Origin of the sequence: Parasedimentitalea denitrificans, assembly GCF_011813015.1 — a bacterium.
Classification (GTDB): Bacteria; Pseudomonadota; Alphaproteobacteria; order Rhodobacterales; family Rhodobacteraceae; genus Parasedimentitalea; species Parasedimentitalea denitrificans.
Window position 1 is genome coordinate 33,751 of sequence record NZ_QHLQ01000002.1, and the last position, 24,200, is coordinate 57,950.

The 24,200-nt window shown below is 55.6% G+C and carries 26 protein-coding genes; 12 read left to right on the forward strand and 14 right to left on the reverse strand.

The genetic code is table 11. The annotated features are described in order from the left end of the window. Nucleotides 1-5: 5 nt before the first annotated feature. Nucleotides 6-1,181, reverse strand: coding sequence for an FAD-dependent monooxygenase (locus DL239_RS02720; RefSeq protein WP_167682039.1), 1,176 nt, complete (start codon nucleotides 1,179-1,181; stop codon nucleotides 6-8). 93 nt (nucleotides 1,182-1,274) lie between these two features. Continuing rightward, a complete protein-coding gene (dksA, locus tag DL239_RS02725) occupies nucleotides 1,275-1,697 on the reverse strand; it encodes an RNA polymerase-binding protein DksA (RefSeq protein WP_167682723.1) in 423 nt (140 codons plus the stop codon). Between the two features lie 186 nt (nucleotides 1,698-1,883). On the opposite strand from dksA, the gene DL239_RS02730 reads away from it, so the two are divergent. The 6 genes from DL239_RS02730 to DL239_RS02755 all read left to right on the forward strand — a co-directional run bounded on the left by DL239_RS02730 (nucleotide 1,884) and on the right by DL239_RS02755 (nucleotide 6,719). Further along, on the forward strand, nucleotides 1,884-2,723 hold the full coding sequence (locus DL239_RS02730) for an AAA family ATPase (protein ID WP_167682041.1): 840 nt from the start codon (nucleotides 1,884-1,886) through the stop codon (nucleotides 2,721-2,723). Between the two features lie 83 nt (nucleotides 2,724-2,806). Beyond that, nucleotides 2,807-3,256 (forward strand): GNAT family N-acetyltransferase, encoded by a 450-nt coding sequence (locus tag DL239_RS02735; protein ID WP_167682043.1) that lies wholly within the window; start codon nucleotides 2,807-2,809, stop codon nucleotides 3,254-3,256. Further along, nucleotides 3,253-4,620 carry a DUF2927 domain-containing protein gene (locus tag DL239_RS02740; RefSeq protein ID WP_167682045.1) on the forward strand — a complete coding sequence of 456 codons (1,368 nt, stop codon included), beginning with the start codon at nucleotides 3,253-3,255 and terminating at the stop codon, nucleotides 4,618-4,620. The genes DL239_RS02735 and DL239_RS02740 overlap by 4 nt, the downstream gene beginning before the upstream one ends. A gap of 2 nt (nucleotides 4,621-4,622) precedes the next feature. Then, nucleotides 4,623-4,790: a hypothetical protein gene (locus tag DL239_RS02745; protein WP_167682047.1), complete on the forward strand. Its 168-nt coding sequence runs from the start codon at nucleotides 4,623-4,625 to the stop codon at nucleotides 4,788-4,790. Nucleotides 4,791-4,794: 4 nt separating this feature from the next. After that, complete coding sequence (locus DL239_RS02750; protein ID WP_167682049.1) at nucleotides 4,795-5,979, forward strand: vWA domain-containing protein; 1,185 nt, start codon at nucleotides 4,795-4,797, stop codon at nucleotides 5,977-5,979. Nucleotides 5,980-6,032: 53 nt separating this feature from the next. After that, the gene (locus DL239_RS02755; protein ID WP_167682051.1) at nucleotides 6,033-6,719 is read left to right on the forward strand and encodes a M48 family metallopeptidase; all 687 of its coding nucleotides are present in this window, start codon (nucleotides 6,033-6,035) and stop codon (nucleotides 6,717-6,719) included. 99 nt (nucleotides 6,720-6,818) lie between these two features. On the opposite strand, the gene DL239_RS02760 is transcribed toward DL239_RS02755, so the two are convergent. The 6 genes from DL239_RS02760 to DL239_RS02785 all read right to left on the reverse strand — a co-directional run bounded on the left by DL239_RS02760 (nucleotide 6,819) and on the right by DL239_RS02785 (nucleotide 13,179). Next, nucleotides 6,819-7,361, reverse strand: coding sequence for an RSP_2648 family PIN domain-containing protein (locus DL239_RS02760; protein ID WP_167682053.1), 543 nt, complete (start codon nucleotides 7,359-7,361; stop codon nucleotides 6,819-6,821). Nucleotides 7,362-7,372: 11 nt separating this feature from the next. After that, nucleotides 7,373-8,587, reverse strand: coding sequence for an RSP_2647 family RNA methyltransferase (locus DL239_RS02765; RefSeq protein WP_167682055.1), 1,215 nt, complete (start codon nucleotides 8,585-8,587; stop codon nucleotides 7,373-7,375). 53 nt (nucleotides 8,588-8,640) lie between these two features. Beyond that, nucleotides 8,641-9,408 (reverse strand): DUF6778 family protein, encoded by a 768-nt coding sequence (locus DL239_RS02770; protein ID WP_167682057.1) that lies wholly within the window; start codon nucleotides 9,406-9,408, stop codon nucleotides 8,641-8,643. A 213-nt stretch (nucleotides 9,409-9,621) separates the two neighbouring features. Next, entirely contained in the window at nucleotides 9,622-9,891 is a 270-nt protein-coding gene (locus tag DL239_RS02775; protein ID WP_369410530.1) for a hypothetical protein, read from the reverse strand. Next, the gene (locus DL239_RS02780) at nucleotides 9,878-12,676 is read right to left on the reverse strand and encodes a [protein-PII] uridylyltransferase family protein (protein WP_167682059.1); all 2,799 of its coding nucleotides are present in this window, start codon (nucleotides 12,674-12,676) and stop codon (nucleotides 9,878-9,880) included. Before DL239_RS02780 ends, DL239_RS02775 begins: the two co-directional genes overlap by 14 nt. Before the next feature lie 239 nt (nucleotides 12,677-12,915). Next, the gene (locus DL239_RS02785) at nucleotides 12,916-13,179 is read right to left on the reverse strand and encodes a DUF2312 domain-containing protein (protein WP_167682061.1); all 264 of its coding nucleotides are present in this window, start codon (nucleotides 13,177-13,179) and stop codon (nucleotides 12,916-12,918) included. Between the two features lie 144 nt (nucleotides 13,180-13,323). Between DL239_RS02785 and DL239_RS02790 the strand changes: the two genes are divergently transcribed. Further along, the gene (locus DL239_RS02790; protein ID WP_167682063.1) at nucleotides 13,324-13,542 is read left to right on the forward strand and encodes a hypothetical protein; all 219 of its coding nucleotides are present in this window, start codon (nucleotides 13,324-13,326) and stop codon (nucleotides 13,540-13,542) included. 5 nt (nucleotides 13,543-13,547) lie between these two features. Here the strand turns inward: DL239_RS02790 and DL239_RS02795 are convergent, their stop codons facing one another. Next, complete coding sequence (locus DL239_RS02795) at nucleotides 13,548-13,763, reverse strand: hypothetical protein (protein WP_167682065.1); 216 nt, start codon at nucleotides 13,761-13,763, stop codon at nucleotides 13,548-13,550. Between the two features lie 284 nt (nucleotides 13,764-14,047). On the opposite strand from DL239_RS02795, the gene DL239_RS02800 reads away from it, so the two are divergent. The 4 genes from DL239_RS02800 to DL239_RS02815 all read left to right on the forward strand — a co-directional run bounded on the left by DL239_RS02800 (nucleotide 14,048) and on the right by DL239_RS02815 (nucleotide 16,289). Continuing rightward, nucleotides 14,048-14,911 (forward strand): MBL fold metallo-hydrolase, encoded by an 864-nt coding sequence (locus tag DL239_RS02800; RefSeq protein ID WP_167682067.1) that lies wholly within the window; start codon nucleotides 14,048-14,050, stop codon nucleotides 14,909-14,911. 79 nt (nucleotides 14,912-14,990) lie between these two features. After that, complete coding sequence (locus DL239_RS02805) at nucleotides 14,991-15,419, forward strand: YeeE/YedE family protein (protein ID WP_167682069.1); 429 nt, start codon at nucleotides 14,991-14,993, stop codon at nucleotides 15,417-15,419. Beyond that, nucleotides 15,419-15,850 carry a DUF6691 family protein gene (locus DL239_RS02810; RefSeq protein WP_167682071.1) on the forward strand — a complete coding sequence of 144 codons (432 nt, stop codon included), beginning with the start codon at nucleotides 15,419-15,421 and terminating at the stop codon, nucleotides 15,848-15,850. Before DL239_RS02805 ends, DL239_RS02810 begins: the two co-directional genes overlap by 1 nt. 10 nt (nucleotides 15,851-15,860) lie before the next feature. Then, a complete protein-coding gene (locus tag DL239_RS02815; protein WP_167682073.1) occupies nucleotides 15,861-16,289 on the forward strand; it encodes a protein tyrosine phosphatase family protein in 429 nt (142 codons plus the stop codon). An 81-nt stretch (nucleotides 16,290-16,370) separates the two neighbouring features. Here the strand turns inward: DL239_RS02815 and DL239_RS02820 are convergent, their stop codons facing one another. The 5 genes from DL239_RS02820 to DL239_RS02840 all read right to left on the reverse strand — a co-directional run bounded on the left by DL239_RS02820 (nucleotide 16,371) and on the right by DL239_RS02840 (nucleotide 22,545). Then, on the reverse strand, nucleotides 16,371-17,681 hold the full coding sequence (locus DL239_RS02820) for a FliM/FliN family flagellar motor switch protein (protein WP_167682075.1): 1,311 nt from the start codon (nucleotides 17,679-17,681) through the stop codon (nucleotides 16,371-16,373). Nucleotides 17,682-17,763: 82 nt separating this feature from the next. Continuing rightward, nucleotides 17,764-20,442: a sensor histidine kinase gene (locus DL239_RS02825; RefSeq protein WP_167682077.1), complete on the reverse strand. Its 2,679-nt coding sequence runs from the start codon at nucleotides 20,440-20,442 to the stop codon at nucleotides 17,764-17,766. After that, on the reverse strand, nucleotides 20,442-20,777 hold the full coding sequence (locus tag DL239_RS02830) for a hypothetical protein (RefSeq protein WP_167682079.1): 336 nt from the start codon (nucleotides 20,775-20,777) through the stop codon (nucleotides 20,442-20,444). The genes DL239_RS02825 and DL239_RS02830 overlap by 1 nt, the downstream gene beginning before the upstream one ends. After that, nucleotides 20,774-21,154 (reverse strand): response regulator transcription factor, encoded by a 381-nt coding sequence (locus DL239_RS02835; protein WP_167682081.1) that lies wholly within the window; start codon nucleotides 21,152-21,154, stop codon nucleotides 20,774-20,776. The genes DL239_RS02830 and DL239_RS02835 overlap by 4 nt, the downstream gene beginning before the upstream one ends. Before the next feature lie 95 nt (nucleotides 21,155-21,249). Then, nucleotides 21,250-22,545, reverse strand: a complete 1,296-nt coding sequence (locus DL239_RS02840) for a short-chain fatty acyl-CoA regulator family protein (protein WP_167682083.1) — start codon at nucleotides 22,543-22,545, stop codon at nucleotides 21,250-21,252. A gap of 229 nt (nucleotides 22,546-22,774) precedes the next feature. On the opposite strand from DL239_RS02840, the gene DL239_RS02845 reads away from it, so the two are divergent. Next, nucleotides 22,775-24,118: a substrate-binding protein gene (locus tag DL239_RS02845; RefSeq protein WP_167682085.1), complete on the forward strand. Its 1,344-nt coding sequence runs from the start codon at nucleotides 22,775-22,777 to the stop codon at nucleotides 24,116-24,118. The last annotated feature ends 82 nt before the right edge of the window (nucleotides 24,119-24,200 follow it).

A 24,200-nucleotide genomic window follows, 5' to 3' on the forward strand; every position in this document is an offset into this window, starting at 1 on the left:
CACAATCACACCGGCCCGGCAGTCACGTCATGCCGGTAGATCCAATCAAATTGACTTACCATTTTTTGTGGCGCAAAACGCCCGCCCAACTTCAGAACCTGATGCGCAGGCCAAGCTAGGGGCGCGCGCAGGTGATATTTCCAGGCATTCTTGTTGGCCGCTTCGACTAGACGGAGCGTGCGACTGTATCGCTGGTTCTGATAGTTTTGCAGACCGGACTCGATGGTTTCGGAAGCAGCCAAAGACTCAGTTAGAACCCAAGCGTCTTCCAGCGCCATATTCGCCCCTTGCGCCATAAACGGGAGTGTAGGATGGGCAGCATCCCCCAAGATCGCGACGTGACCCTTGAACCAGCTCTGCGCCACGGGATGACGGAAAAGCCCCCAAAGGCGTACATCATCGACCGCGGACAACAATCCACCGGCAACGCCACCGAACTCTTTGAATGCGTCCCCAAGATTGTTGGGATCATCACTGTGGTTCCAGCCCTCGTCAGCCCAGGCGCTGCGTTCCTGAACGGCGACCAAGTTAACGAGATTTCCGTCACGTAGTGGATAGGCAACCAAGTGCTTTTTGGGCCCCATGAAAACCTGCGCCTCGGGCGGCAAGTTCAACACATTCGGCACAGTCGCCCGCCAGGCCACCTGACCGGTAAACATCGGCTGCCCCGGATCATTAAAGGCCTTTCTGGTTTTCGAGTGCAAACCGTCGGCGCCAATCACCAGATCACCGCCACATTGCGCTCCGCTAGACAAATGCACCACCGGGGATATTCCAGCCTCGACCCGATCCACCCTTTGCAGCAATCGAACCTGCACCCCAGCCCGGCGCACCTCGTCGGCCAGAAGGGCAATTAAATCAGAACGGTGCACAAAGTAGAAATTCTGGCCAGCAGCATATTGATCCAGATCCAACCGCACAACTTGTCGGCCTTGACGGTAGTGCCGCAAGCAGATCGCCCTAGCTCGTTGCGAGCACCAGGCCAGATCATCCTTCAGTCCAAGCGCCGCCAATACTGCCACACCGTTTGGTGTTATCTGTAGTCCGGCGCCAACCTCAGAGATCGCTTCGGCCTGTTCCAGAACCGTCACCTCGGCGCCCTTACGCTGAAGCGCCAGCGCGGCAGTCAACCCACCAATGCCGCCGCCAATTATCGTGATTTTCTGACCTTTGAGGTTCATACTGCCCAACTTCGTCTATGCCCTATCCCCACATAAACGAAAAACGCCGGGACAACAGGCCCCGGCGCTAATTTGTAAATAATTGATCTGAACTCAGTCGTCGCGATGAACTTTTTCGCGGCGTTCGTGGCGTTCTTGTGCCTCAAGGCTCATCGTGGCAATCGGCCGGGCATTCAGACGTTTCAACGAAATTGGATCCCCAGTCACGTTGCAATAACCGTATTCACCTTCTTCGATGCGACGGATTGCAGAATCGATCTTGGATACCAGTTTACGCTGACGGTCACGTGTCCGCAGCTCTAGTGCACGATCAGTCTCTTCACTGGCTCGGTCAGCGACGTCAGGGATATTGCGGGTGTTATCCTGCAATGCCTCAATCGTGTCGCGACTATCAGCCAGTAGATCTTGCTTCCAGTTCAATAGTTTGCGTCGGAAATACTCCAACTGCCTTTCATTCATGAAAGGTTCATCTTCAGCCGGTCGATAGTCATCCGGCAGAAACACTTCTTGCTTCATTTCGGCTCCTTCGGTCTGGCCATCAATGCTGGTCATAGTCTACTCCCGAACATGTGGCCTCCCCCTCTGGCGCAGCATTTATCTTCTCCACCCGAGATTGTCACTACACAATAGTAACTGTACTGGGTTAAAAGCATCATAACAGCTTTACATCGCGGATATCTGCGAACTCAGGGTAGGAAAAATATGCGTTTTCAGGGCACTAAAGACTACATTGCAACCGACGACCTGAAAATTGCAGTGAACGCAGCTGTCACACTCGAACGGCCGCTGCTTGTTAAAGGTGAACCTGGCACCGGAAAAACAGAACTGGCTCGGCAAGTCGCCAGTTCTCTTGGCATGCGGATGATTGAGTGGAACGTCAAATCCACCACCCGCGCGCAGCAAGGCCTGTACGAATATGATGCAGTGTCGCGCCTTCGCGATAGCCAGCTTGGTGATGAACGCGTGCATGACGTGCGCAACTACATCAAGAAAGGCAAACTCTGGGAAGCATTTGAATCAGGCGACAGGCTGGTTCTGCTGATCGACGAGATCGACAAGGCTGATATTGAGTTCCCGAATGATCTGCTGCAAGAGCTCGATAAGATGGAGTTCTACGTCTACGAGACCGGAGAGACGATCCGCGCCAAACATCGTCCGATCATCATCATCACTTCGAACAACGAAAAAGAACTGCCAGACGCATTTCTGCGCCGCTGCTTCTTTCACTACATCCAGTTTCCCGACGCTGAGACAATGAAGAAGATTGTCGAAGTTCATCACCCCGGCATCAAGCAGGCACTGCTGACTACCGCTCTTACCCAATTCTATGAAATCCGTGAAACCGCCGGATTGAAAAAGAAGCCTTCAACATCTGAGGTTCTGGACTGGCTGAAGCTGTTGTTGGCAGAAGATCTGTCGCCCGAGGATCTGGCCCGGAACGGTGCGGATGCATTGCCACGTTTGCATGGTGCATTGCTAAAAAACGAACAGGACGTACATCTGTTTGAACGCTTGGCCTTTATGGCGCGCGGCAAACGCTGACCCGCTTGCCCCCTCCCCGTGCAATGGCACGATAAATGAATGTGACGCGCTATTTCGTCTCTTGAGAAAGTGAAACCACTGAGATGACTGGACAAGTGTTGATCCGCCCTCTTCGCGCCGATGATCGCCCGGAATGGGCAGCGTTGTGGCGCGACTATCTGGCCTACTATGAAACAACTGTTTCAGATGCGGTTTATGACAGCACCTTTGGGCGCCTGATTGGCGAGGACCCACAGGATTTCTCATGTTTTGTGGCAGAGCACGACGGGCGTCTGGTTGGCCTGACCCACTATCTGTTCCACCGGCATGCCTGGACGCTGGATAACACCTGCTACCTGCAGGATCTTTTTGCCGACCCAACGGTTCGAGGCACTGGCGTAGGTCGCGCTTTGATCGAAGCGGTGTATGGTGCGGCGGATGAGTTGGGCAATGGGTCTGTCTATTGGCTCACCCAAGACTTCAACCAAACGGCGCGCAGGCTGTATGACCGGGTTGGAAAACAATCTCCGTTTATCCGGTATCAACGCAAATGATTCGGGGTGCGCTCATAATCTCGACGCTTCTGTTGGCAGGTTGTGACACCGTCCCGCTGGAACAGCCACCGACGCGCGCACACATTGCAGACAGCGCTTTGCCACCAGTCAAACAATTCGGCGCACCGCAACCTGTGCCCCCGCAGCGTTCGAACCGGGACATTGCGCGTGATTTTCTTGATCTGCATTTCAAGCTCGAAGGTGGAAGTTCACTCCCCATTCTCACACGCTTTGAACAGCCGATAACCCTACGTGTGACCGGCAGCCCAACCAAGACCTTGAACTCAGACCTTAGTCGCCTGTTATCGCGGTTGCAAAACGAGGCAGGTATCAGGGTTACCCGTGTCACAAGTGGCGATGCGCATATCACGATTGAATCCGTCAGCAGCGCTGAGATCCGCAGAGCGCTGCCCAGAGCAGCATGTTTTGTGGTTCCGAACGTTGGCTCATTGTCCGAATACCGCCGCAATAAGCGGCGTGCCAAAACCAATTGGTCACAGTTGCGCGAACGAACCAGATTGGCGATTTTTATCCCCAATGATGTCAGTCCACAAGAAGTGCGCGACTGCATGCACGAAGAACTGGCACAGGCCATCGGGCCGCTCAACGACCTGTATCGCCTGCCGGATTCTGTGTTCAACGACGACAACGTTCATACCGTGCTGACTGGGTTTGATATGACGATCCTGCGCGCCACATATGCGCCAGAACTGCAAACCGGAATGAGCCGAGACGAAGTTGCAGCCCGCCTGCCTTCTATCTTGCGGCGCATCAATCCCAAAGGCGGTTCACACGCCTCGCGGCCGCTGAAGGAAACCCCACGCGAATGGGTAAATGCGGTAGAGGCCGCAATTGGGCCCAACGCATCAACAGAGGTTCGCAAGCGGGCTGCCACGCAGGCCACGGCGATTGCACGACAACAAGGCTGGAAAGACCACCGTCGGTCCTTTAGCCACTTCATATTGGGTCGAATGGTACAGCGGTCTGCGCCGGGCCTAGCTCAAAAACACTTCAAAACTGCCATGAGTTACCTTGGAAACGCCCCAAGCACCCAGCTCCACCGCGCCCATATTTCTGCTCGGATGGCTGCCTATGAGATTTCTCGCGGCAATGGACGGGCTGCACAGACCTTGCTGCGGCCCGCTATCCCGACCGCAGCAAAGTTTGAGAGCGCCTCGCTGCTGTCGACGCTTATGTTATTGCAAGCCGAGGCACTGGCGCTGACAGGTGATATTGAAGAAGCACGCGCCGTCAGGCTGGACAGCCTGGGGTGGGCGCGTTACGGGTTTGGCTCTGACTGGGCCGTGCGAGCAAGAATGAATGACATTGCTGCATTGCGCCCCAATACTATGGCGGGCGGATAAAGATGTTTGTAATTGGCGGTTTGATTATTGGGGCCTTATTGGGCACATTCAACGCCCGAAAGCGCGGCGGGAGCCTTGGCGACATTCTTCAATATGCTGCCGTATACGCTATTATTCTCGGCTTGGCAGGCATGCTGATCACCCTAATGGTGCATCGTTTGGCGGTCTAAGCTTATGTTCCAGCCCTTCTTTGAGAACCTTCGTAACGCAGCGGTCCCCGTATCCCTGCGCGAATATCTTACGTTTCTCGAATGCCTAAAGGCTGGTCTGTCTACCTACGATATCGAAGCCTTCTATTTCCTGGCCCGCTCTTCGATGGTCAAGGACGAGCGTAATATTGACAAGTTCGACCGCGCATTTGCGGCAACGTTCGAAGGGTTAGAGGCAATCCCCGCGCAGGCTGTGATGGATGCTGTCGACATCCCCGAAGAGTGGATCCGCAAAATGGCGGAGAAGCACATGTCAGCGGAAGAGCGCGCCGAGATCGAGGCCCTGGGTGGCTTTGACAAGCTGATGGAAACCTTGAAAGAGCGCCTGAAGGAACAGGAAGGTCGCCATCAGGGGGGCAACAAGTGGATCGGCACAGCCGGAACCAGCCCCTTTGGGGCCTATGGCTATAACCCCGAAGGCGTGCGCATCGGCCAGAAGGAAAGCCGCCACCAGCGCGCGGTCAAAGTCTGGGATAAACGCGAGTTCAAGAACCTGGATGGAGATGTGGAACTTGGCACCCGCAACATCAAGGTTGCCTTGAAACGTTTGCGGCGTTGGGTCCGCCAGGGAGCCAATGAAGAACTGGATCTGGATAACACCATCCGCTCGACCGCGGAACATGGCTACCTGGATGTAAAGACCAGACCCGAGCGCCACAACGCCGTGAAAGTGCTGCTATTTCTGGATGTTGGCGGGTCAATGGATCCGCACATCAAGATCGTCGAAGAGCTGTTTTCTGCGGCACGTAGCGAGTTCAAGCATCTGGAATATTATTACTTCCACAACTGCCTGTACGAAGGTGTCTGGCGTGACAATCGCCGCCGCTGGGACGCACAGATCCCCACCCACGAAGTGCTGCGCACATATGGCCCCGACTACAAATGCATCTTTGTCGGCGATGCCTCGATGAGCCCCTATGAAATCGCCTATCCCGGTGGTGCCAACGAGCACTGGAACAAAGAAGCCGGTCAGGTCTGGCTGCAACGCGCACGCGAGCAGTGGTCGTCAAACCTATGGATCAACCCTTTGCCCGAAAAACACTGGGACTATACCCACTCGATCGGCATGGTGCGCGAGATCTTTGCCGGTCAGATGGTGCCAATGACCCTGGCAGGGCTGGAAAATGGCATGAAAGAACTTACGCGCTGAACGTTAGTGTATTCTCTCTTGTTCAATGGCCCCGCACAGCCCATATCTAGTGTATGATTAGATTATTCCCAATTCTTCTGGCCGTTGCCTATGGCATCGTGATGTACCGGATTTCGATCTGGCGCACCCATAAGGACTTGGATGCAAAGTCGACCGAGCTGGCCGACCGTAAGATGAAGGTCCTGACAGACCGGATGGCCGCCGCGTTAGAGATCTCGCGTATTCCTGTGTTCATCTATGAGATCGACCCGGTCAACGGTCTGGCCGCGCCAGATGGCCGGATATTCATCACTCGTGGATTTTACCGCAAATATCAAAACGGTGAAGTCAGTGCCGAGGAATTGGCATCAGTGATTGCCCATGAATTGGGACATGTGGCGCTGGGGCATGCCAAACGGCGTATGATCGACTTTTCTGGTCAGAACGCATTGCGCACGGCGCTGATGATGGTTCTGGGGCGCTACATCCCGTTTATTGGCCCGTGGATCGCAGGCATGCTGACATCCCTGATTGCTGCCCGCTTGTCGCGTGGGGATGAGTATGAGGCGGATGAATATGCCGCCGCGCTGTTGGTCAAATCCGGGATCGGGGTTGAACCGCAAAAATCACTTTTCCGTAAACTGGAAGACCTGACCCAATCGCGTGCAGGCATGGCGCCCGCTTGGCTGATGAGCCATCCAAAAACCGAAGAGCGGATTGAAGCCTTGGACCGGTTACAAGGGAAGTGGGCGCGGTCTTAAAAACGCGTGTTTCCAAAAAAGGGGGCGCTGCCCCCTCTTGGCCATGCGGCCAATTCACCCCTGGGATATTTTTGGCCAGATGAAGCAGGCGGATGCTTATTAGCTTGCGAGTGCCTTTGCCAAGCGAGGTAGGCGGGCCTTTTTCAACAAGGGGCGAATTTGCCAGTCTTTGCCTGATAAACGGATAGCTTCCTTTAGCACCCGCTGGCCCAACTGCTCTAACCCGTCATTGTCGTTCAGCCAGAGATCATACAACAGTTCGTCAGGGCCAAGACGTTTCAGCCCTTCTTCGGCCAGGATATTGCGTGGGAAGTCCTTGTTGTTCATCGTCACGATGGCATCCGCCGAACCGGAAACTGCCGTAGCAAGGACATGGATGTCGGCGGCGTCGGGCAGCCACAGACGGGCCTCCAGCCCCGGCGCCGGGGGCAGTTCAGCCTGTGGCCAATTGGCGCGGATTAGGGAGATTTCGGCACTGGCCTGCGCTGCACCTGCAGGGCCCAGCTTTACGGCGGCGCGTTCCCACTCGCCCAGAATACGGCTGGACCACAGCGGCACGAAATGCCCCAGCCGGGCGGCGCCCAGTAGCATCTCGCGCATCACCGTGGGGTACAGCACACAGGTATCCAACAGCAGTTTCACCGCATTTGGCCTTAGTCGAGCCGGAAGAACACGGATTTGAGATAGCCGCTTTCAGCCAGTTGAGGCAGTTGCGGGTGATCCGGCCCAGCAAAACCGGTACGGATCAATTGCGCTGAGCGCTCTGCCCGGCCAATACCGCGCGCCGAGGCACCGCGGAATTTGCTGAGGTCGGCAGCATGACTGCAGGAGCACAGGCCTAGGTAGCCACCGGGTTTGACCAAAGGTGCAGCCAGTTTGGCGATGCGTTCATAGGCGCGCAGGCCTGCCTCTAGCGCGGGTTTTGATGGGGCAAATGCGGGTGGATCGCAGATCACCACATCGAATTTCTCGCCCTCTGTAGCCAATGCGGCCAGCGTGTCAAAAGCATCGCCCTGACGGGTGGTGAGCTGATCACCAAAGCCACTGACAGCAGCGCCCTGTTCGGCCAGCGCCAGCGCCGGGGCTGAACCGTCAACGCAGAGTGCCGAACCAGCACCACCGGCCAGCATCGCCAGACCAAAACCACCCACATGGGAAAACACATCCAGCACTCGTGCGCCGGGCGCCGCCAAACGGGCAGCAAAAGCGTGGTTAGGGCGCTGATCGTAGAACAGGCCGGTTTTCTGGCCGCCGGTCAGGTCAGCCATATAGCTGGCACCGTTCATTTGCACCTGCACCGGTGCATCAGGTGCCGTGCCGCGCAGAACCAGATTCACATCATCCAGGCCTTCTAGGCTGCGGGTACGGCCGGAAGCGTTCTTCAAGACAACATCAACGCCAGTCACATTGATCAAGGCCTGCGTCAGTAGTTCTAAGTGGGCCTCGGCCCAGGCTGCGTTGGGTTGCAGCACACAGGCCGAGCCGAAGCGGTCAATCACCACTCCGGGCAAACCGTCAGCCTCGGCATGGACCAAGCGATAAAAAGGCGCGTCAAACAGCTGCTCGCGCATTTGCAACGCGCGGGCCAGACGGGTCTCGAACCAGGTCAGGTTCAGCTCAGCCGCTGGGTTGCGGTCCAGCATCCGAGCGATAATCTTGCTATCAGGATTGACCGTCACCAGCCCCATTGGGGTTTGCACTTCGTCCTCGAGCACCGCCAAGGTGCCGGGCGCCAGCTTGCGGGTGCGGCGGTCAGTGACCAGTTCATTGGCATAGACCCAAGGAAACCCGTGCCGGATGGCGCGGGCGTTGGATTTGGGTTTCATACGGACGCGGGCGCGCTGGGACGCAGATGAGGAGGCTGTCATAGCCTCCTCTTAGCCGCATCACAGGATCAGGGAAAGGCCCCAATAGGTGCCTTTTAGAAGCTGTGGAGCATCTGAGCAAACTCAGCGCTGGCGTGCTCATAGCCCTGTGGCTGGGTTAGCTCATCACGAATCACGGCTGCCAGATGGTCAGTAATCCGCACTTTTTGAGTTTGGCCATGCGCAATTGCCATCAACGCCTGCTGTCCACCAAACGCGTTCAAATCAGCCCGCACCCGGCGTGCAGGAACAAGCAATACGCCAGTTTCTGCGTGCGTTACACTCATCTCAAAGATAATACCGTGACGCCCACCGGTGGTGTAACGCGCCTTTTCAGTCAAAGCGTGGAACTTTTTGACCTGCACATCCAAGACAACTGGAACCGGGCCATCCAGCCCCAGGACCCCACGGTCCATGGCTGCTTGTACAATCGTTTGCACCTGAGCATAGCGGTCGCCACGGGGATCTTCACGCCAGACGATGTCCCCCTGTGGAAGATAACGATTGGCCTCTGAGACTTTTAGTGAGCGCGGGACGTTGACCCGAACTGAAGTGACGTGAACCGGCACCTTTTGTTCAGCGAATTTCGAAACTCCAAAGGCATCAATTGCAACAACCGGTGTCACATCTGAGATAGCTGGAGCCTCATTCATGGGCACCAACACTGGATCACTCAGATCGCGGATTTCATATCCAATTGGTGTATGCACCTGCCCGTCTGGCAGCGACTCAAATGGCGCGTTGCGTGTTGGCACATCTACCGAGGCGCAGGCCGAAACGGTCAATCCAAGGGTAAGCAGCATCAGTTTTTGAACGATAGTCATCAGGTTGCTCCTTGCGGCGACCGGTCAAGCCCGGTCTGAATGGTTCTGTGCAAGGTCGCGCCCAATCGGGGCAAATTTTAGACAAATTTGGCTCAATTTCGCGAAATGTTAATAAAAATTAACGGCAGCCATGTTGCGACGTCATGAAAATAAGGGCGATTAAAAGCAGCCGTTAATCTTTCCTAAAAGTAGAAACTTGGGCCGACTAGGCTGTCAGTCCCGTTTGCGCCCCCGCCATCCACCACGGCGCGTTGGCTTGGCCATTGTTTTCAACCCCTGGCTCAACACCTCGCTCATCGGGTGATCGGGCGCATCAGAGCCATATTGGTCAAGGATCGCCTGAATTGCTGATGTACTGTCCTGCCCGGCCGGAAGGCTTAGTGCCCAATCTAAAAAGATACTGCGGCACTCGGATGGAGTTATTCCGTCGATATGATAAGCGTCAAACATCAATGACTTGGGGTCGATTTCAGTCTTCGCCACTCTGTGCACCTTCTCGTTCCAAAGCCTTTGCAATCAGCGTATTACAGGCCTCATATCGTTGTTCCAAGTCGTCTTGCAGATCATCTAGACTGTCAAACCCGGTACTGCGGCACAAAAACTGCGCCCCCCCCTCACCCAGGTTCGCGGCATCTATCCCAGTACTGGAGAGCAACCGTCCGGCTGTCTGCACCGCCCAGAATAAGTCATAACAGCTCTGCAGATATGTCGCCTCTGCGACATCCAGCCAACTGGTTGCGACGGCGGATTGCAAACCCGCGCCCACATCTTGCGTTGGGCTTCCTTGCAGCAATGCGCCAACCTGAGATGTCAGTTCGATATCCATCATCCGGCCACCGCCAGTTTTGGCATCCCACACTCCATCAGGTACCTTGGCCGATGCAAGCCGCGCCCGCATGTTCGCCATCTCGGTCAGGACTTGTTTCCTGTCGCGTGAAGCCGACAGAACCTGTTGGCGGAACCTTTCGATGTCCTGCGCCAGTGCGCTAGCCCCAGCCACAACTCGGGCGCGGGTCAGAGCAAGGTGCTCCCAAACCCAGGCCTCGTTTTCCTGATAGTGGGTAAAGCTGCTCCAACTGGTCGCAACCGGCCCCTTGGAGCCTGAAGGCCGCAGCCGCATATCGACCTCATACAGGCGCCCCTGAGCCATCGGTGCGGTCAGGGCGGTGATCAGCGCCTGCGTTAGCCGCGCATAATAGGGACGTGTGGCCAAGGGGCGTTTACCCTCTGACATGTCCTCATCCAAAGGATCATAGATCACAATGATGTCGAGATCAGATTGCGGGTTGATCCGCTGAGCCCCAAGCGACCCCATTGCCAAAACCGCAGCTCCGCGCCCCGGTGGTGGGCCGTGCTTGGATACAAACTGAGCAAGCACAACAGGGCTCAATGCAGCGATCACAGCTTCAGCCAGCTGGGCATATTGGGCACCGGCCTCCTGTGCATCAGTCAGTCCACGCAGAAAGTGCACACCAATACGAAAATGCCATTCTTTGCACCAACGACGGGCGCCATCCAGTTGCGCTTCGTAATCCAATTCCTGCGCCAACCTAGACGACAGATCCGCCTGCAAGGTCGCTGTGCCCGGCCAGTCATCAAAGAACGATCCGCCAATCACTGCGTCAAACACACCCGAGTTGCGAGACAGGTGGCTCGCCAACATCGGCGAGGTCCCCGCGATATCAACCAACAGGTCAATCAGTTGCGGATTGGCTTCTAGCAGTGAAAACAACTGGACCCCAGCAGGCAGTCCGGCCAAAAAACCATCCAACGCCATCAAAGCCTCAGATGGTTTTGCGGTCTTGCTAAGACGGGCCAGCAACTCTGGCTTTAGGCGTTCAAAAATCCGTGCCCCACGCACAGACCGCAGTGCCGGATAGGTCGGCCAGCGTGCTATAATATCACCGTCCAGCTCTTTGGGCAGGGCTGGCGCCGCGCCGCTTCCACCGTCTGGTGTGAAGAAGTCTTCGGTTAGTTCATGGACCTCTGTCAGCCTTGACTTGGTGTCTTGGATCAGATCAGCGGGCTCAAGGCCCATCAGGCAGGCCACCCGCGCAACACCCTCCTCTGTCTTTGGCATCCTGTGGGTCTGAGCGTCATGAACCATCTGAATACGGTGTTCGACTTCGCGGTGGGCGCGATAGTGTTCAGTCAGCTTTTCTGCTGCCTCAGCCGGAACCCAATTACGATTGGCCAGGGCCGCCAGTCCTTCGACTGTCCCCCGCAGGCGCAGGCTCTCGTCTCTACCTCCAGCGATCAACTGCCGGGTCTGCGTGAAAAATTCAATCTCACGAATGCCACCCCGGCCCAGTTTCATATCATGTCCCGGCACCTCTATTGCGCCACCGACGCCCTTGTTCTCGCGAATTCTAAGCCGCATTTCATGCGCGTCCTGAATGGCCGCAAAATCCAGATGACGTCGCCAGATAAACGGCTTCAGAGTTGTTAGAAAGCGTTCTCCAGCTGCAATGTCACCGGCACAGGCCCGTGCCTTGATATAGGCGGTGCGCTCCCAGGTGCGCCCCAAACTTTCATAATACCGTTCCGCAGCCTCCATCGCCAGGCAGACCGGCGTGACCGATGGATCAGGGCGCAGGCGTAGATCGGTCCGAAACACATAGCCATCCGCCGTGCGGTCGCTCAGCGTCGCGCACATATTGCGTGTGGCGCGCACCATACCTTGGCGGGCCTCGTAAAAATCATCCGGGTCAAACCGGGTTTCGTCAAACAGGCAGATCAGGTCGATGTCCGAACTATAGTTCAGTTCATGCGCCCCCATCTTACCCATAGCCAGGATGCTAAGCCCACCAGCCGTCGCGATATCGTCTTCGCCCATTCCCGGCAATTTGTTGCGCCGGATCAACGCCGCAATTTCTGCCTTGATCGCCACATCAGCTGCCAACGCTCCAAAGTCTGCCAAAATCCGCGTGACCTGCTCCAGATCCAATCCACCGCTTAGATCCGCAAGCGCCGTGAGCAGAGCAACCCGCCGTTTGGCCTGCCGCAATCCCGGCTTTATCTGATCCAAAGGCAAGGCCCGACAATCTTTAAACACCTGCGCCACAGCAGCTTCAGGATCGGCAAAAGCCTCCTCTAACCAACCAGCCTCGCGACCAATCAGTTCTTTCAAATAAGGGCTTGAACCCGCCGCTCCGCAGACCAAAGCCGCCAGATCACCGCCCAAGGCTGGAACCAAAGCTCTCGTTTCGGCCCCCAAATCAAGGTCAAAGGCGCGCGGCAGACGTGTGATTTTCAAAGACATATCCATCCTACATATGTGTTCCGCGCAGTCGGCAAGGTCAATGCGTCAAACATCACGCGATTGCTGTGAAACGTGGTTCGGAAGATACCGACGGCGCGTGGATGGCCTGCCCCTTCCCATAAGAATGCAAAAGGCCCCCAGCATATCTGCCAAGGGCCAATTCAACGGTCTGAGCTATGCCAGTCCTCATCTTTTCTCAAATACACCGGGGTTTGGGGCAGAGCCCTAAGCCACCAGTCAGCGCATCACATTCCCAGCGCTTCTTTGTACATCTCCAACACAGCCTCTTCCTCGGCGATATCGTCCTTGTCACGCTTGCGCAAAGCCACCAATTTGCGGATCACTTTGGTGTCGTAACCACGGCCCTTGGCCTCAGCCATGACCTCTTTCATCTGTTCCGCCAGATCTTTCTTTTCCGAGTCCAGCCGCTCCAGCCGTTCGACAAACTGACGCAGCTCTCCTGCTGTCACACGGTAGCTGTCACTTTGTTCTTGATCGGTTACGTCCATTTTCCGGCTCCGTCGCAGTGGATTTAGGGATCGAGATACAATTCCTCACCCTCCTCCGCAAGCCGCGATTACCATGTCGGCCCTTGCGCGCTGGTCACAGATCCTTTAGGCGCGGCACCGGTAATCACGCTGAGGAGCCCAGCCATGTTTGAAATCCTTGTCTGGATCGGAGCCGTACTCTCCATTGCTGGCCTTTGTGGTTTGGCATGGTGCATTGTCCGTGTCTTGCGCGCCCGCAAACAAAAGCTGGATGACGAAGCCCTGCGTGCCGTGGTGCAATCTGTTTTGCCCTACAATCTCGGCGCGTTGCTGCTCTCTATGCTGGGTCTGATGTTGGTTATTGTTGGGGTTATCCTAGGATAACCAAATCAGACCGGGAAATTGTCAAAATAGGCTTCAATCGCCTCTTCTCCCAACGCCCTGTCCAAACGTAGCAGACTGGCTGGAACAGTTACACCGCTGGCCCGCAAGCGGCTTAATATGCGATTGTACTCTGGCTGAATCGAACGACGAACATCGTAGCTAGCCCCTTGAAGGGTCTTTTCGAGTTGTTTGGCGGCTTGCAACAGTTCGTTCGTCGTCATTTTGATATCCCCTATCTAGCGGGGTCAGAATGACAGATCAGCAGTCGCGGAAAATGCAAAAAACAGTTCTAGCTCGCCTTGTGATTGCTTATTTACGTTGGCTTTGCGGCCGTCATTTGACTAATCTGTGCCTAGTTCAATTGATAAGATTACAAGGCGTTTGTTCAAAATTTTTACTGCCAATCCCATCGTTCCGCTACGTTCATGAGGCTTACATTTACAGCCCCCTCTTGATACACATTCATTATTCATCATATGATTACAAATGTGAATGGAGACCAACCATGCAGCCAGAAATTCAGGCCTTCTTTGACGACGCAACCAATACGGTGTCTTACGTCGTCACCGATCCGCAGAGCACAGCCTGTGCAATCATCGATTCTGTCTTGGACTTTGACCATGCATCTGGTCGGACGGCCACCACATCTGCGGACAAGATTGTCGCTTGGGTCAAGGCTCAGGGGTTGAGCGTTGATTGGGTTCTTGAAAGCCATGTCCATGCTGATCATCTGTCCGCGGCCCCCTATCTACAGGGCGAACTGGGTGGGAAGATCGGCATCGGTTCAAATATCACCGTAGTGCAAGACACATTTGGCAAGGTCTTTAACGAGGGGACCGAGTTTCAGCGTGATGGCAGCCAGTTCGACGCGCTGTTCAATCACGGCGATGTTTTTCACATCGGCAAAATGCGTGCCGATGTCATGCATACACCGGGACACACTCCGGCTTGTATGACCTATGTAATGGGCAATGCGGCCTTTGTCGGTGACACGCTGTTCATGCCTGACTTTGGCACTGCGCGTTGTGATTTCCCCGGTGGGTCTTCGACAATGCTGTATGAATCCATCCAAAAAATTCTGGCTCTGCCTGACGACACCCGGATTTTTGTTGGCCACGACTACAAGGCACCAGGACGCGACGAATTCGCTTGGGAAACTACCGTTGGTGAACAAAAAGCGTTGAATGTTCATATCGGCCAGGGCCGCAGTGTCGAAGACTTTACCGGAGTACGCGACGCCCGTGACGCCAAATTGGGGATGCCCAAACTGATCCTGCCGTCGTTGCAGGTCAACATGCGTGCGGGCCAAATGCCTGAACCGGATAGTCAGGGCGACGTCTTTCTGAAAATACCGGTCAACAAGCTCTGATCCCTACCCGGATCACACTATTTGCCAAACGGATACGACCCGGAGCGTTTGCTTCGGGCTTTGAACAAAGGACTTCATCATGGAAACGGATTGGCTCTGGGGGCTCGCGGGCGGTGGGCTTATTGGCTTAGGCGGCGCGGTCTACCTGCTGGGAAATGGTCGCATTATGGGGGCCAGTGGCATTGTTGGCGGGCTCGTCGATGGCACAGCAAAAAAGACTGCGCTAGAAAGGATAGTGTTTCTAGCGGGCGTTGTTCTGCTGCCTTTGGTGCTGCAACTGTTTTCCTCGACACCAAAAACCACCCATATGACCGACAATGTCATACTGATTGTGATCGCTGGCCTTTTGGTGGGTATCGGAACCCGTATCGCCAATGGCTGCACCTCCGGCCACGGCGTTTGCGGCATTTCCAGACTGTCGCTAAGGGGCATTATTGCTACCGTTTTCTACATCCTCGCAGGGGGGCTGACACTGGCGGTATTTCGTCATGGATTGGGGTTGATATAATGCGCTTGTTTCTCTCTTTTCTCGCTGGCGGCTTGTTTGGCACTGGGCTTTTCTTTTCGGGCATGACCGATACCACCAAGGTTCAGGGTTGGCTTGATGTGTTTGGCAACTGGGATCCGACCCTGGCCTTTGTCATGGGCGGCGCGATCATCCCCATGTTCATTGCTTGGCGCCTGACAGAAGGACGCGCACCGCTTGTTGGTGGCAATTTCCCACAACCTTCGAGGCCGGAACTAGACCGTCGGCTAATCGTCGGGTCAGCGATGTTTGGTGTCGGATGGGGCCTAGTTGGCCTGTGCCCCGGACCTGTGTTCGCCTCGCTCAGCTATAACGGTTGGGGTGGCGTTTGGTTCTTGCTAGCGATGCTAGCAGGTATGAAGGTGGCACCGAAATTCGGTATGCAACTGGACCGTCGGATGACGAAAGCGTAAAGAGGCACTTATGGATCCACGCTGTATAACCCCCCGCTACTATGTTTCGCCGCAGATCGCACCAGAGGACCTGCAAGCCTTGGCAGAGTCCGGCTTCACCGCCGTCATCTGCAATCGGCCAGATGCCGAAGTCCCACCAAGCCATCAGGCCAGTACCATTCGTGCTGCCGCAGAGGCTGCAGGCCTACGGTTCGAAGAACTGCCCCTGACACATATGACCATGACAGCCGAGAACGTGGCCAAGCAACGCGAACTGGCAGAGGCCTGTGATGGCCCTGTTCTGGCGTATTGTGCGTCAGGTACCCGTTGTTCTGTGGTCTGGGCCTTGGGGCATGCAGATGAAATGTCGGTGGATTCTATCCTTAGCGCGACAGCGGCGGCGGGCTATCAATTGGAAAATCTTCGCCCGACGTTGGAACAATTGTCCGCTGAAGGCTGAATATTGGCAAGCAGACTGGGCTCTGACCACGCTGTAATTCGAACAAAATTTGGACCTGGGCCCCGGCTCAGTTCCTGATAGTCAAGCTATGTTCGGCAAGCCCGCAAGTTCCGAAATTTCAGCCATTGCGTCGTCCTGGTCTAGGCTACCTAGTTCTCCCATTGGTGGAAGATCACCCATGTCAACCATTGGCAAGTCGCCACCTAGGCCATCACCAGCATCCATTCCTGCCATCGGTAAATCGCCCATGTCAGCCATTGGTAGGTCACCCATGCCATCCATCGGTAGATCGCCCATGTCCGCCATCGGCAGGTCACCTATACCGGCCATTGGCAAGTCACCCATAGGCTCTGCTCCAAGCCCATCAATTGGGTCTTGCAACGTCTGAGCCGCGATTCCCAATCCCATACCCTGCGGTTCCGGGGTATGTTCGATTGCCATATCCCCTCCCATTTCAGAGTTGAAAGCAGAGCTATCAGGGGTTCCCCCAGCGGATGCTGCATTTGCGTCACTTAGACGAACAGCACGCGCACCATTGATTTGCCCCAGACGCCCGCCAGAGATTCGTTGACCATTAATGGAAACAAGATCGGTTTCATAAAGGAAGGCCTGATCCAGTGGTAGCATATCACCAATCTGCAGGTTCGAAAACGTGCTGACGGGCACCTGCATCCTGCACAGGTCCGCGCTCAGTTCGACCCTCATTGAACCCATTCCGTTCCCTAGGGACGGTCCAAAATCCAACTCTCCAGCGCCATCCTGGCCGAGATCCGCCGCTGTTGGTTCAGGAATAATAAGAGTCACAGCGCCCTGCATCGCGCCACATGACAGGTCTAACCCGAGTTCAATAACCCGGTAGTCGTCGGCTTCTAGCCCCAACATCAGGCTCCGGACATCCTCAATCCGGGCGCCGAAACGGAACCCTTCAAACAGGTTCAGATCAGGCTGACCCTCTAACATGGTTACTGCCTTGGCAAAGGCCCGATCGATAAAGTCAGCGGTCATGGCAGCGTCGGTCGAGGTATAATGGCGTTCTGTCGGCGCCTTGCCCATCACCTGCCCCATTGTCTGCTGCTGGATCAGCGCGGTAACCGTTGGCGCGTCCAATGTTGCAGCGCCAATACGACCATTGGGGCCATCTAAAACTACAAGCAGCTTTTCGTCAGCTAGGTATCGGCTCAGGTCTTCGGGACGGCAATTCAACTGTCGGGCAGCAATTACGGCCAGCGGCAGCTCGCACAGATCCGCGGCAGCCCGCGCCAACGAACGGCGCAGCACTTTAAGGGTGGCTGAATTGGAATTGCTCCCGGCACCCTCGCGCACAGCAGCTAGCTTGCGTGCAAGGACTCCTGCACCACTTTCCGCCGTATTATCTGTTGCTGTCTTTGACATAGGTTCCCAACCTGCACCTTCTGCGCCCCTTTGGATATCTTTTAGCCTGAAGGTGGTTACCAGAGTATTTATAAACGCAGTTTTACGCCGCCATTTCCGAACTCACTGGCAAAGAAACCCGAAAGGCGCCGCCAGGGTGCCCATGCAGATAGCGCACATCGCCACCAAGACGCTGCATTATCTCACGGCAAATTGCCAAGCCAAGACCTGCGCCACCCGCTTTTTCCGGGCTAACCCTAGAGAATTTCTCAAAAATCATTTGTTGGGATGGCGCGGGGATTCCGCTTCCGTTGTCCAGAAAATCAATCCGCAGCCGCTCCCTCTTTATCGAAACTTCGATACGAATTTCTGGGTTTTCTGCGTCACAGTATTTTTGCGCATTGGCGATCAGATTGATAAACACCTGTGCCAGTCGGTCCAAATCTGAAGAAATCCGCACCGTTTCGTTTATTTCCTTGCGGCACACCTTTAGCGGCTTTTCGGACCCGGCTAATGCTGTGGACACCGCGTGATCCAGAACTTCGGCCAGATTTCCAACCGTCATGTTCAAACTTACCTGGCCGCTTTCCAGCACGCTAAGATCCAGCAGATCGTCCAACAGCCGTGTCAATCGAAGGGCCTCATCGTGGATAATTGTGGCGTAACGTGTGTGGTCCGTTTCGCTGTGCCCATCTGCATCGCGCAGGATTTCCGAAAAGGCCCGAATAGAGGTCATGGGCGTTCGTAGCTCGTGGCTTACCTGGCTCAGAAAGGCATCTTTTTGCTCAGAGATTTGCGTCAGTTTCTCATTAGTTTCACGTAGTTGGCGGGCAGTTCGTGCTAATTCAGTTGATTGCGATTCCAACTGGCTTGAGTACTCCAACATCTGAGCTGTTTCATCCGCCACGGCCAACAGATCCTCGACCGAAACCGAAGACCCACCCGCGATTTGCCCTACCATCGCGTGCGAGGCTGCCGCTCCAACCGATCCACTCAGCTCGCGTTCCAGTCGTTCCAGAAATGCAGGTGTCGGCTCGGGCAGATCACTGTGTTTTCCTTGACGCAATGCTTCCTCTTGGAAAAAACCCTGCGCCTCTTCCGCCCCAAGAATCCGCTGGGACATGACCATCAAATCCTCACTTTGTGCCACCTGACCAGTCCAACCGCGTGGACCCACTGAATGGTCGAACACATTGACGAACTGCGCGCCTTGCAGCCGCTCCATCGGGCTGGGAAATGTCGCTAGTGACACAAAGCAAAATGCTACAGTGTTTAGCGTCATCGACCACATCACCGCATGAACAATAGGATCTAGTCCCTCGATCCCGAACAAGGCCTGCGGTCGTAGCCAAGACAGGCCAAACAACCCGTTACTTAGAACCGTGTCTGGCAACAGGCCGCCGCCCAACGCAGGTAGCAACATCGTGAACAGCCACAGCGCAAACCCCACCGTTAGTCCAGACAGCGCCCCCGAGCGGGTGGCCCCGCGCCAGAACAGCCCCCCCACCAAAGCGGGCAAGATCTGGGCAATACCAGCAAAGGAAATCAACCCGATTGAGGCCAGGGCAGCGCCGTGCCCAGAGAATGTGTAGTAGAAATAGCCAAGCATCATGATGGCGGCGATTGAAATTCTGCGGGACAATAGCACCACATTTCGAACATCACCCGAAACAGAAGCCCCATCCCCCTGCATCCGCAACCAGATCGGCATAACGATATGGTTCGACACCATCGTCGACAGCGCCATTGCCGCAACAATCACCATCGACGTGGCAGACGAAAATCCCCCCAAGAAAGCCAGCACTGCTAGCCCGTCGCGTCCTTGGCTAAGGGGTAAGGTCAGCACAAACAGGTCAGGATTTGACCCAATAGGCAGCAGTTCCAAGCCAATGGCCGCAATCGGCACCACAAAAAGGCTCATCAACAGCAGATACAATGGAAAGGCCCAGGCCGCAGTGCGTAGATGCCGTTCGTCTTCGTTCTCGACCACCATCACCTGAAACATGCGCGGCAGGCAGACAAATGCCGCAGCAGCCAGAAACGTAATCGTGGCCCAACGGTCACCCTGCACCTGCCATTGGCCAATTGGCGAGGCATCAATGCGATCCATGGTTTCACTTAGCCCGTCCGATAGCCCCCAAACCACAAAGATCCCCACGGCCAACAGCGCCAGCAGTTTAACCACCGCCTCGACAGCGACAGCAGTCACAACGCCATGGTGCCGCTCGTTCGCATTTAGATTACGGGTGCCAAATAAAATGGCAAACACTGCGAGCCCAGCGGCCACCCAGAACACTGTTGTGGTTTCATTCAACTGACTGGCAGGGTCCGCCTCTGCAAAGGTTGAGAAGGACAGTGTAATCGACTGTAATTGAAGCGCAATATATGGAGTTATCCCGATCACGGCGAGAAGTGTCACGCAGATCGCAAGTGTATTGGATTTGCCATAGCGCGCCGAGATCAGGTCAGCGATAGAGGTGACCCGCTGACTGCGCCCGATCCTCACCAGCTTTCGCAGGCCCCACCACCAACCGATCATCACCAGTGTTGGCCCCAGATAGATGGTAATGAACTCTAACCCAGACCGCGCCGCGTAACCCACCGCTCCGTAGAAAGTCCAGGCAGTACAATAGATTGACAGCGACAGCGTATAGACCAGTGGCGACCGCAACCATGCTGCCCGGTGGCCTCGGCTGGCACTGCGATCCGCAACAAACGCCACCAGAAAGAGCAGTGCGACATAGGCCATGCAAATGACGACTAGCACGTTCAGCGAGGCCATTAAGGGCCCTCCTCGCCCGGTTGGTCTGTACCTTCGGTCCAGTTTTCTGCCCAAAGACGCACGGCGCTACTGAAACCCAGGCTCGCCAGGATCAGCAGCGTCCAGACCACAAACATGTATGTGATTGCCTCGGACATTGGCATGCCGCCCGCAGTGTCTGGCGCTGGGTAAGGATCGGGATTAGGCCACATCAATGGCACACAAAACAGGAGCGCCCCAGTGAAGGGTAATAACCGGGCGATATCCATCAACCGTCTGCGGCGATACGTTCGACGTTCTACGAACAGCGCAGTCTTTTGCCTGCCCCGCGTGTCGTCCCAGTCAGAGTGGTTCATTCCTGATTGGCCTGCGCGTGCAGATCGCGCACCGCGGCCAAAACTTCGGTGTTGGAAAATGGCTTGGTCATAAAGCGACTTACACCGGCTTTTTCAGCCATATCCCTGTCTCGTGCTTGCCCGCGCGCTGTCAACATAAGTACAGGCAAGTTGCGCAGATTTTCTTCTTCTCTCACGTCTTTGATGATCTCCATGCCGCTTTTCCCCGGCAACATCAGGTCTAGAATCACCAGATCGGGGTTTGCGGCCTTGATCACCTCGACCGCGTCGCTGCCATCGGAGTGCGCATCAACGGTCCAGCCCTCGCGCGTTAGCAAAAAGCGGATCGCCTCAATGATATTAGGCTCGTCCTCGATCAAAACGACATGTCTGCCCATGGTCACATCCCCTCCCAGCGCTGCCTCCCGGTCCCGTAAGACCCAGCGCCATTCCTTCCAATTCTCCGTAGACTAGACCTGCTGTAACGGAACTGTCAAAACTCTTCATCCAAAATAGAGGGTTCACGTCGCGCTACACAGTCCCTGGCCATGCAAACTCGACAGCTTGACCCCACTGCCAATGACTCTGCCTGGGTCTCAGCCACCGGAAGGATCAGCATCATGGTACGATACACTGGATCACTGTCAAACTCCGGCGGCGTCTGTGGCCATGCAATAGCCAGACATTCAAACACCGCCGCATTACGACCATGCTGAACCACTTGCCGTCGCACCGGGACCTGCGGCCTTGCAAGCGCAGCATACAAAGGCCACAGCGGACAGGAGGCTCCAAACCGAGGCAAGGCAAAACCGGCGATAGGTTTACGGAACAAAACCGCCCCAGAGGCGTCGCAGATCACCAGGCCGGATGCCTGCCCAAGCACATCTTCGGGCAAAGCCGCTAATCGTCGTAATAACTGCGGCAAATCACTTCGGAATAGAACGGCCAGGTTAGCCGGACCGACTCCGTTGGTTACGGCCTGCGCAATCTCCGCCAGCGGTATTTTTTCGGCATCCTCGCGATATTGATTTAGCGCAGCCAGAGCGGTGGAACGTGCTGCATCACTTTGCAGTTCAGGCGCTGACGCCACCAACTCTTCGGGGGACACATCGCCCTGTTCAAGGCTGGCAAAATGGTAGTCATGCGCTGTAAAGAACGCTTCCACTTCCTCCTGTGGAACGCCCCGTCGTTCTGATCCGGTGCTGCTCTGATCCAGAAAACTTACCAGCGACTTACTGCTTTCGGCCAACCGCCGGGAATCTTCGTTCAGGTTTCGGTGGAACCGATCGCGCCATTCCTGTTCCAGCTCCCCAGTTTCCGCCAGAATGGATGCAGTCGATCGAATTGCCGCCGCCGTTGACAGAACTTCGTGAAGCGAAGCCGCAAGGTGAGGGTCGTGGGTCAACCGGTCTGATAAAACCTGCACCGTGCGTTCCAACGATGCCACCCGCCGGTGTTCGCCTGCTAGCACCTCGGCCCAACCGGGGAAACGGCCCGCAAACTCATCCGCATGATCGAGTTCCGCGACGGGTTTACCCGAATCCGCTGCGGCCTCTCTTAGTGCGGCAATCAAGGCAACTTCTGCGCCTTCGGTCAACATCGACGGCTCGACCCCTAGGGCTTTGGCAATGTCGACCAACAACTTGCCACCGATGCGGCGCCGGTTGTGTTCGATCAGGTTAAGATAGGACGCCGAAATATTTACCTGTCGTGCCAACGCCGCCTGCCGCAGTTCAAGAAACAGTCTGCGCTCTCGAATACGGCTGCCAGTAAGGGTTTCTCGAGCCATAACCTGAGCCTCTCTGTTGGTTCTGGTATTTCCATTTTCTGCGCTGCAACATTAAAAACTTTACAACACACTACGGCACATTGTGCATTTATTTACATGATTAACCCGAAAAACAAGGCGATTATTGCGAAATTTTACAGATCACTCCCATACTGTCTTTGCACATTTGTGCTTGCGCATCGCAGAAGTAGAGGAGCTGCGACGCGTCAATCATATAAGGGAGGATTATATGTCCAATTCGAATTTCACGCGTCGTGGCATGCTGAAAACCAGCGCCGTCGCCGGCGCTGGCGTTGCATTGCCGACGATCTTTACTGCATCGTCCGTTGCGGCCTACACCAACGAACCCACTGGTAGTTCTGTCACTTTGGGCTTCAACGTTCCACAAACTGGCCCCTACGCTGACGAGGGTGCAGATGAGCTGCGCGCCTATCAGCTTGCTGTCGAGCACCTGAACGGTGAAGGCGACGGCGGCATGATGAACACTTTCAGCTCCAAAGAGCTGCAGGGCAACGGCATCCTGGGCAAGAAAGTCGAGTTCGTCACAGGCGATACTCAGACCAAATCTGACGCTGCCCGCGCATCGGCCAAGTCGATGATCGAAAAAGACGGCGCAGTGATGATCACTGGCGGCTCGTCCTCGGGTGTTGCGATTGCTGTTCAGGGTCTATGTCAGGAAGCTGGCGTGATCTTCATGGCTGGCCTGACCCACTCGAACGACACAACTGGTAAAGATAAGAAAGCCAATGGCTTCCGTCACTTCTTTAACGGTTACATGTCTGCTGCGGCGCTGGCTCCGGTTCTTAAGAACCTGTATGGCACCGACCGTAACGCCTATCACCTGACAGCTGACTACACTTGGGGCTGGACACAGGAAGAGTCGATCGCTGCTGCAACCGAAGCCATGGGCTGGAACACAGTCAACAAGGTGCGCACACCGCTCGCCTCGACTGACTTCTCGTCCTACATCGCTCCGGTTCTGAACTCTGGCGCCGATGTTCTGGTTCTGAACCACTACGGCGGCAACATGGTCAACTCGCTGACCAACGCTGTTCAGTTTGGTCTGCGTGAGAAGGTTGTGAATGGCAAGAACTTCGAAATCGTTGTTCCACTGTATTCACGTCTGATGGCCAAAGGTGCTGGCGCCAACGTTAAGGGCATTCACGGCTCTACTAACTGGCACTGGTCGCTGCAGGATGATGCCTCCAAGGCATTCGTTAAATCCTTTGGCACCAAGTACGGCTTCCCACCAAGCCAGGCGGCTCACACCGTTTACTGTCAGACACTGCTGTATGCAGATGCTGCTACACGCGCAGGTACGTTCAACCCATGTGGTATCGGCGAAGCCCTCGAAGGCTTTGAGTTCGACGGCTTGGGCAACGGTAAAACACTGTACCGTGCAGGCGATCACCAGTGCTTCAAGGACGTTCTTGTTGTGCGCGGTAAAGAAAACCCAACCTCCGAGTTCGACCTTCTTGAAGTTGTCGAAGTCACTCCGGCGGCTCAGGTTACTTACCCGATCGATCACCCAATGTTTGCTGGCGGTGCCCTGGGCACTTGTAACGCAGGCTAAGGCCATTTGGCCGGGCTGGGCGCGCAAATTGCGCCCGGCCCATTCACCCGGCCGCCGGATCTTACAGATCACCACGACACTC

Coding starts and splice junctions, on each gene's coding strand:
- DL239_RS02720 (WP_167682039.1), bottom strand. CDS start 1,181: ATGAACCTCAAAGGTCAGAAAATCACGATAATTGGCGGCGGCATTGGT.
- dksA (WP_167682723.1), bottom strand. CDS start 1,697: ATGAAGCAAGAAGTGTTTCTGCCGGATGACTATCGACCGGCTGAAGAT.
- DL239_RS02730 (WP_167682041.1), top strand. CDS start 1,884: ATGCGTTTTCAGGGCACTAAAGACTACATTGCAACCGACGACCTGAAA.
- DL239_RS02735 (WP_167682043.1), top strand. CDS start 2,807: ATGACTGGACAAGTGTTGATCCGCCCTCTTCGCGCCGATGATCGCCCG.
- DL239_RS02740 (WP_167682045.1), top strand. CDS start 3,253: ATGATTCGGGGTGCGCTCATAATCTCGACGCTTCTGTTGGCAGGTTGT.
- DL239_RS02745 (WP_167682047.1), top strand. CDS start 4,623: ATGTTTGTAATTGGCGGTTTGATTATTGGGGCCTTATTGGGCACATTC.
- DL239_RS02750 (WP_167682049.1), top strand. CDS start 4,795: ATGTTCCAGCCCTTCTTTGAGAACCTTCGTAACGCAGCGGTCCCCGTA.
- DL239_RS02755 (WP_167682051.1), top strand. CDS start 6,033: ATGATTAGATTATTCCCAATTCTTCTGGCCGTTGCCTATGGCATCGTG.
- DL239_RS02765 (WP_167682055.1), bottom strand. CDS start 8,587: ATGACAGCCTCCTCATCTGCGTCCCAGCGCGCCCGCGTCCGTATGAAA.
- DL239_RS02770 (WP_167682057.1), bottom strand. CDS start 9,408: ATGACTATCGTTCAAAAACTGATGCTGCTTACCCTTGGATTGACCGTT.
- DL239_RS02780 (WP_167682059.1), bottom strand. CDS start 12,676: ATGGATATGTCTTTGAAAATCACACGTCTGCCGCGCGCCTTTGACCTT.
- DL239_RS02785 (WP_167682061.1), bottom strand. CDS start 13,179: ATGGACGTAACCGATCAAGAACAAAGTGACAGCTACCGTGTGACAGCA.
- DL239_RS02790 (WP_167682063.1), top strand. CDS start 13,324: ATGTTTGAAATCCTTGTCTGGATCGGAGCCGTACTCTCCATTGCTGGC.
- DL239_RS02795 (WP_167682065.1), bottom strand. CDS start 13,763: ATGACGACGAACGAACTGTTGCAAGCCGCCAAACAACTCGAAAAGACC.
- DL239_RS02800 (WP_167682067.1), top strand. CDS start 14,048: ATGCAGCCAGAAATTCAGGCCTTCTTTGACGACGCAACCAATACGGTG.
- DL239_RS02805 (WP_167682069.1), top strand. CDS start 14,991: ATGGAAACGGATTGGCTCTGGGGGCTCGCGGGCGGTGGGCTTATTGGC.
- DL239_RS02810 (WP_167682071.1), top strand. CDS start 15,419: ATGCGCTTGTTTCTCTCTTTTCTCGCTGGCGGCTTGTTTGGCACTGGG.
- DL239_RS02815 (WP_167682073.1), top strand. CDS start 15,861: ATGGATCCACGCTGTATAACCCCCCGCTACTATGTTTCGCCGCAGATC.
- DL239_RS02820 (WP_167682075.1), bottom strand. CDS start 17,681: ATGTCAAAGACAGCAACAGATAATACGGCGGAAAGTGGTGCAGGAGTC.
- DL239_RS02825 (WP_167682077.1), bottom strand. CDS start 20,442: ATGGCCTCGCTGAACGTGCTAGTCGTCATTTGCATGGCCTATGTCGCA.
- DL239_RS02830 (WP_167682079.1), bottom strand. CDS start 20,777: ATGAACCACTCTGACTGGGACGACACGCGGGGCAGGCAAAAGACTGCG.
- DL239_RS02835 (WP_167682081.1), bottom strand. CDS start 21,154: ATGGGCAGACATGTCGTTTTGATCGAGGACGAGCCTAATATCATTGAG.
- DL239_RS02840 (WP_167682083.1), bottom strand. CDS start 22,545: ATGGCTCGAGAAACCCTTACTGGCAGCCGTATTCGAGAGCGCAGACTG.
- DL239_RS02845 (WP_167682085.1), top strand. CDS start 22,775: ATGTCCAATTCGAATTTCACGCGTCGTGGCATGCTGAAAACCAGCGCC.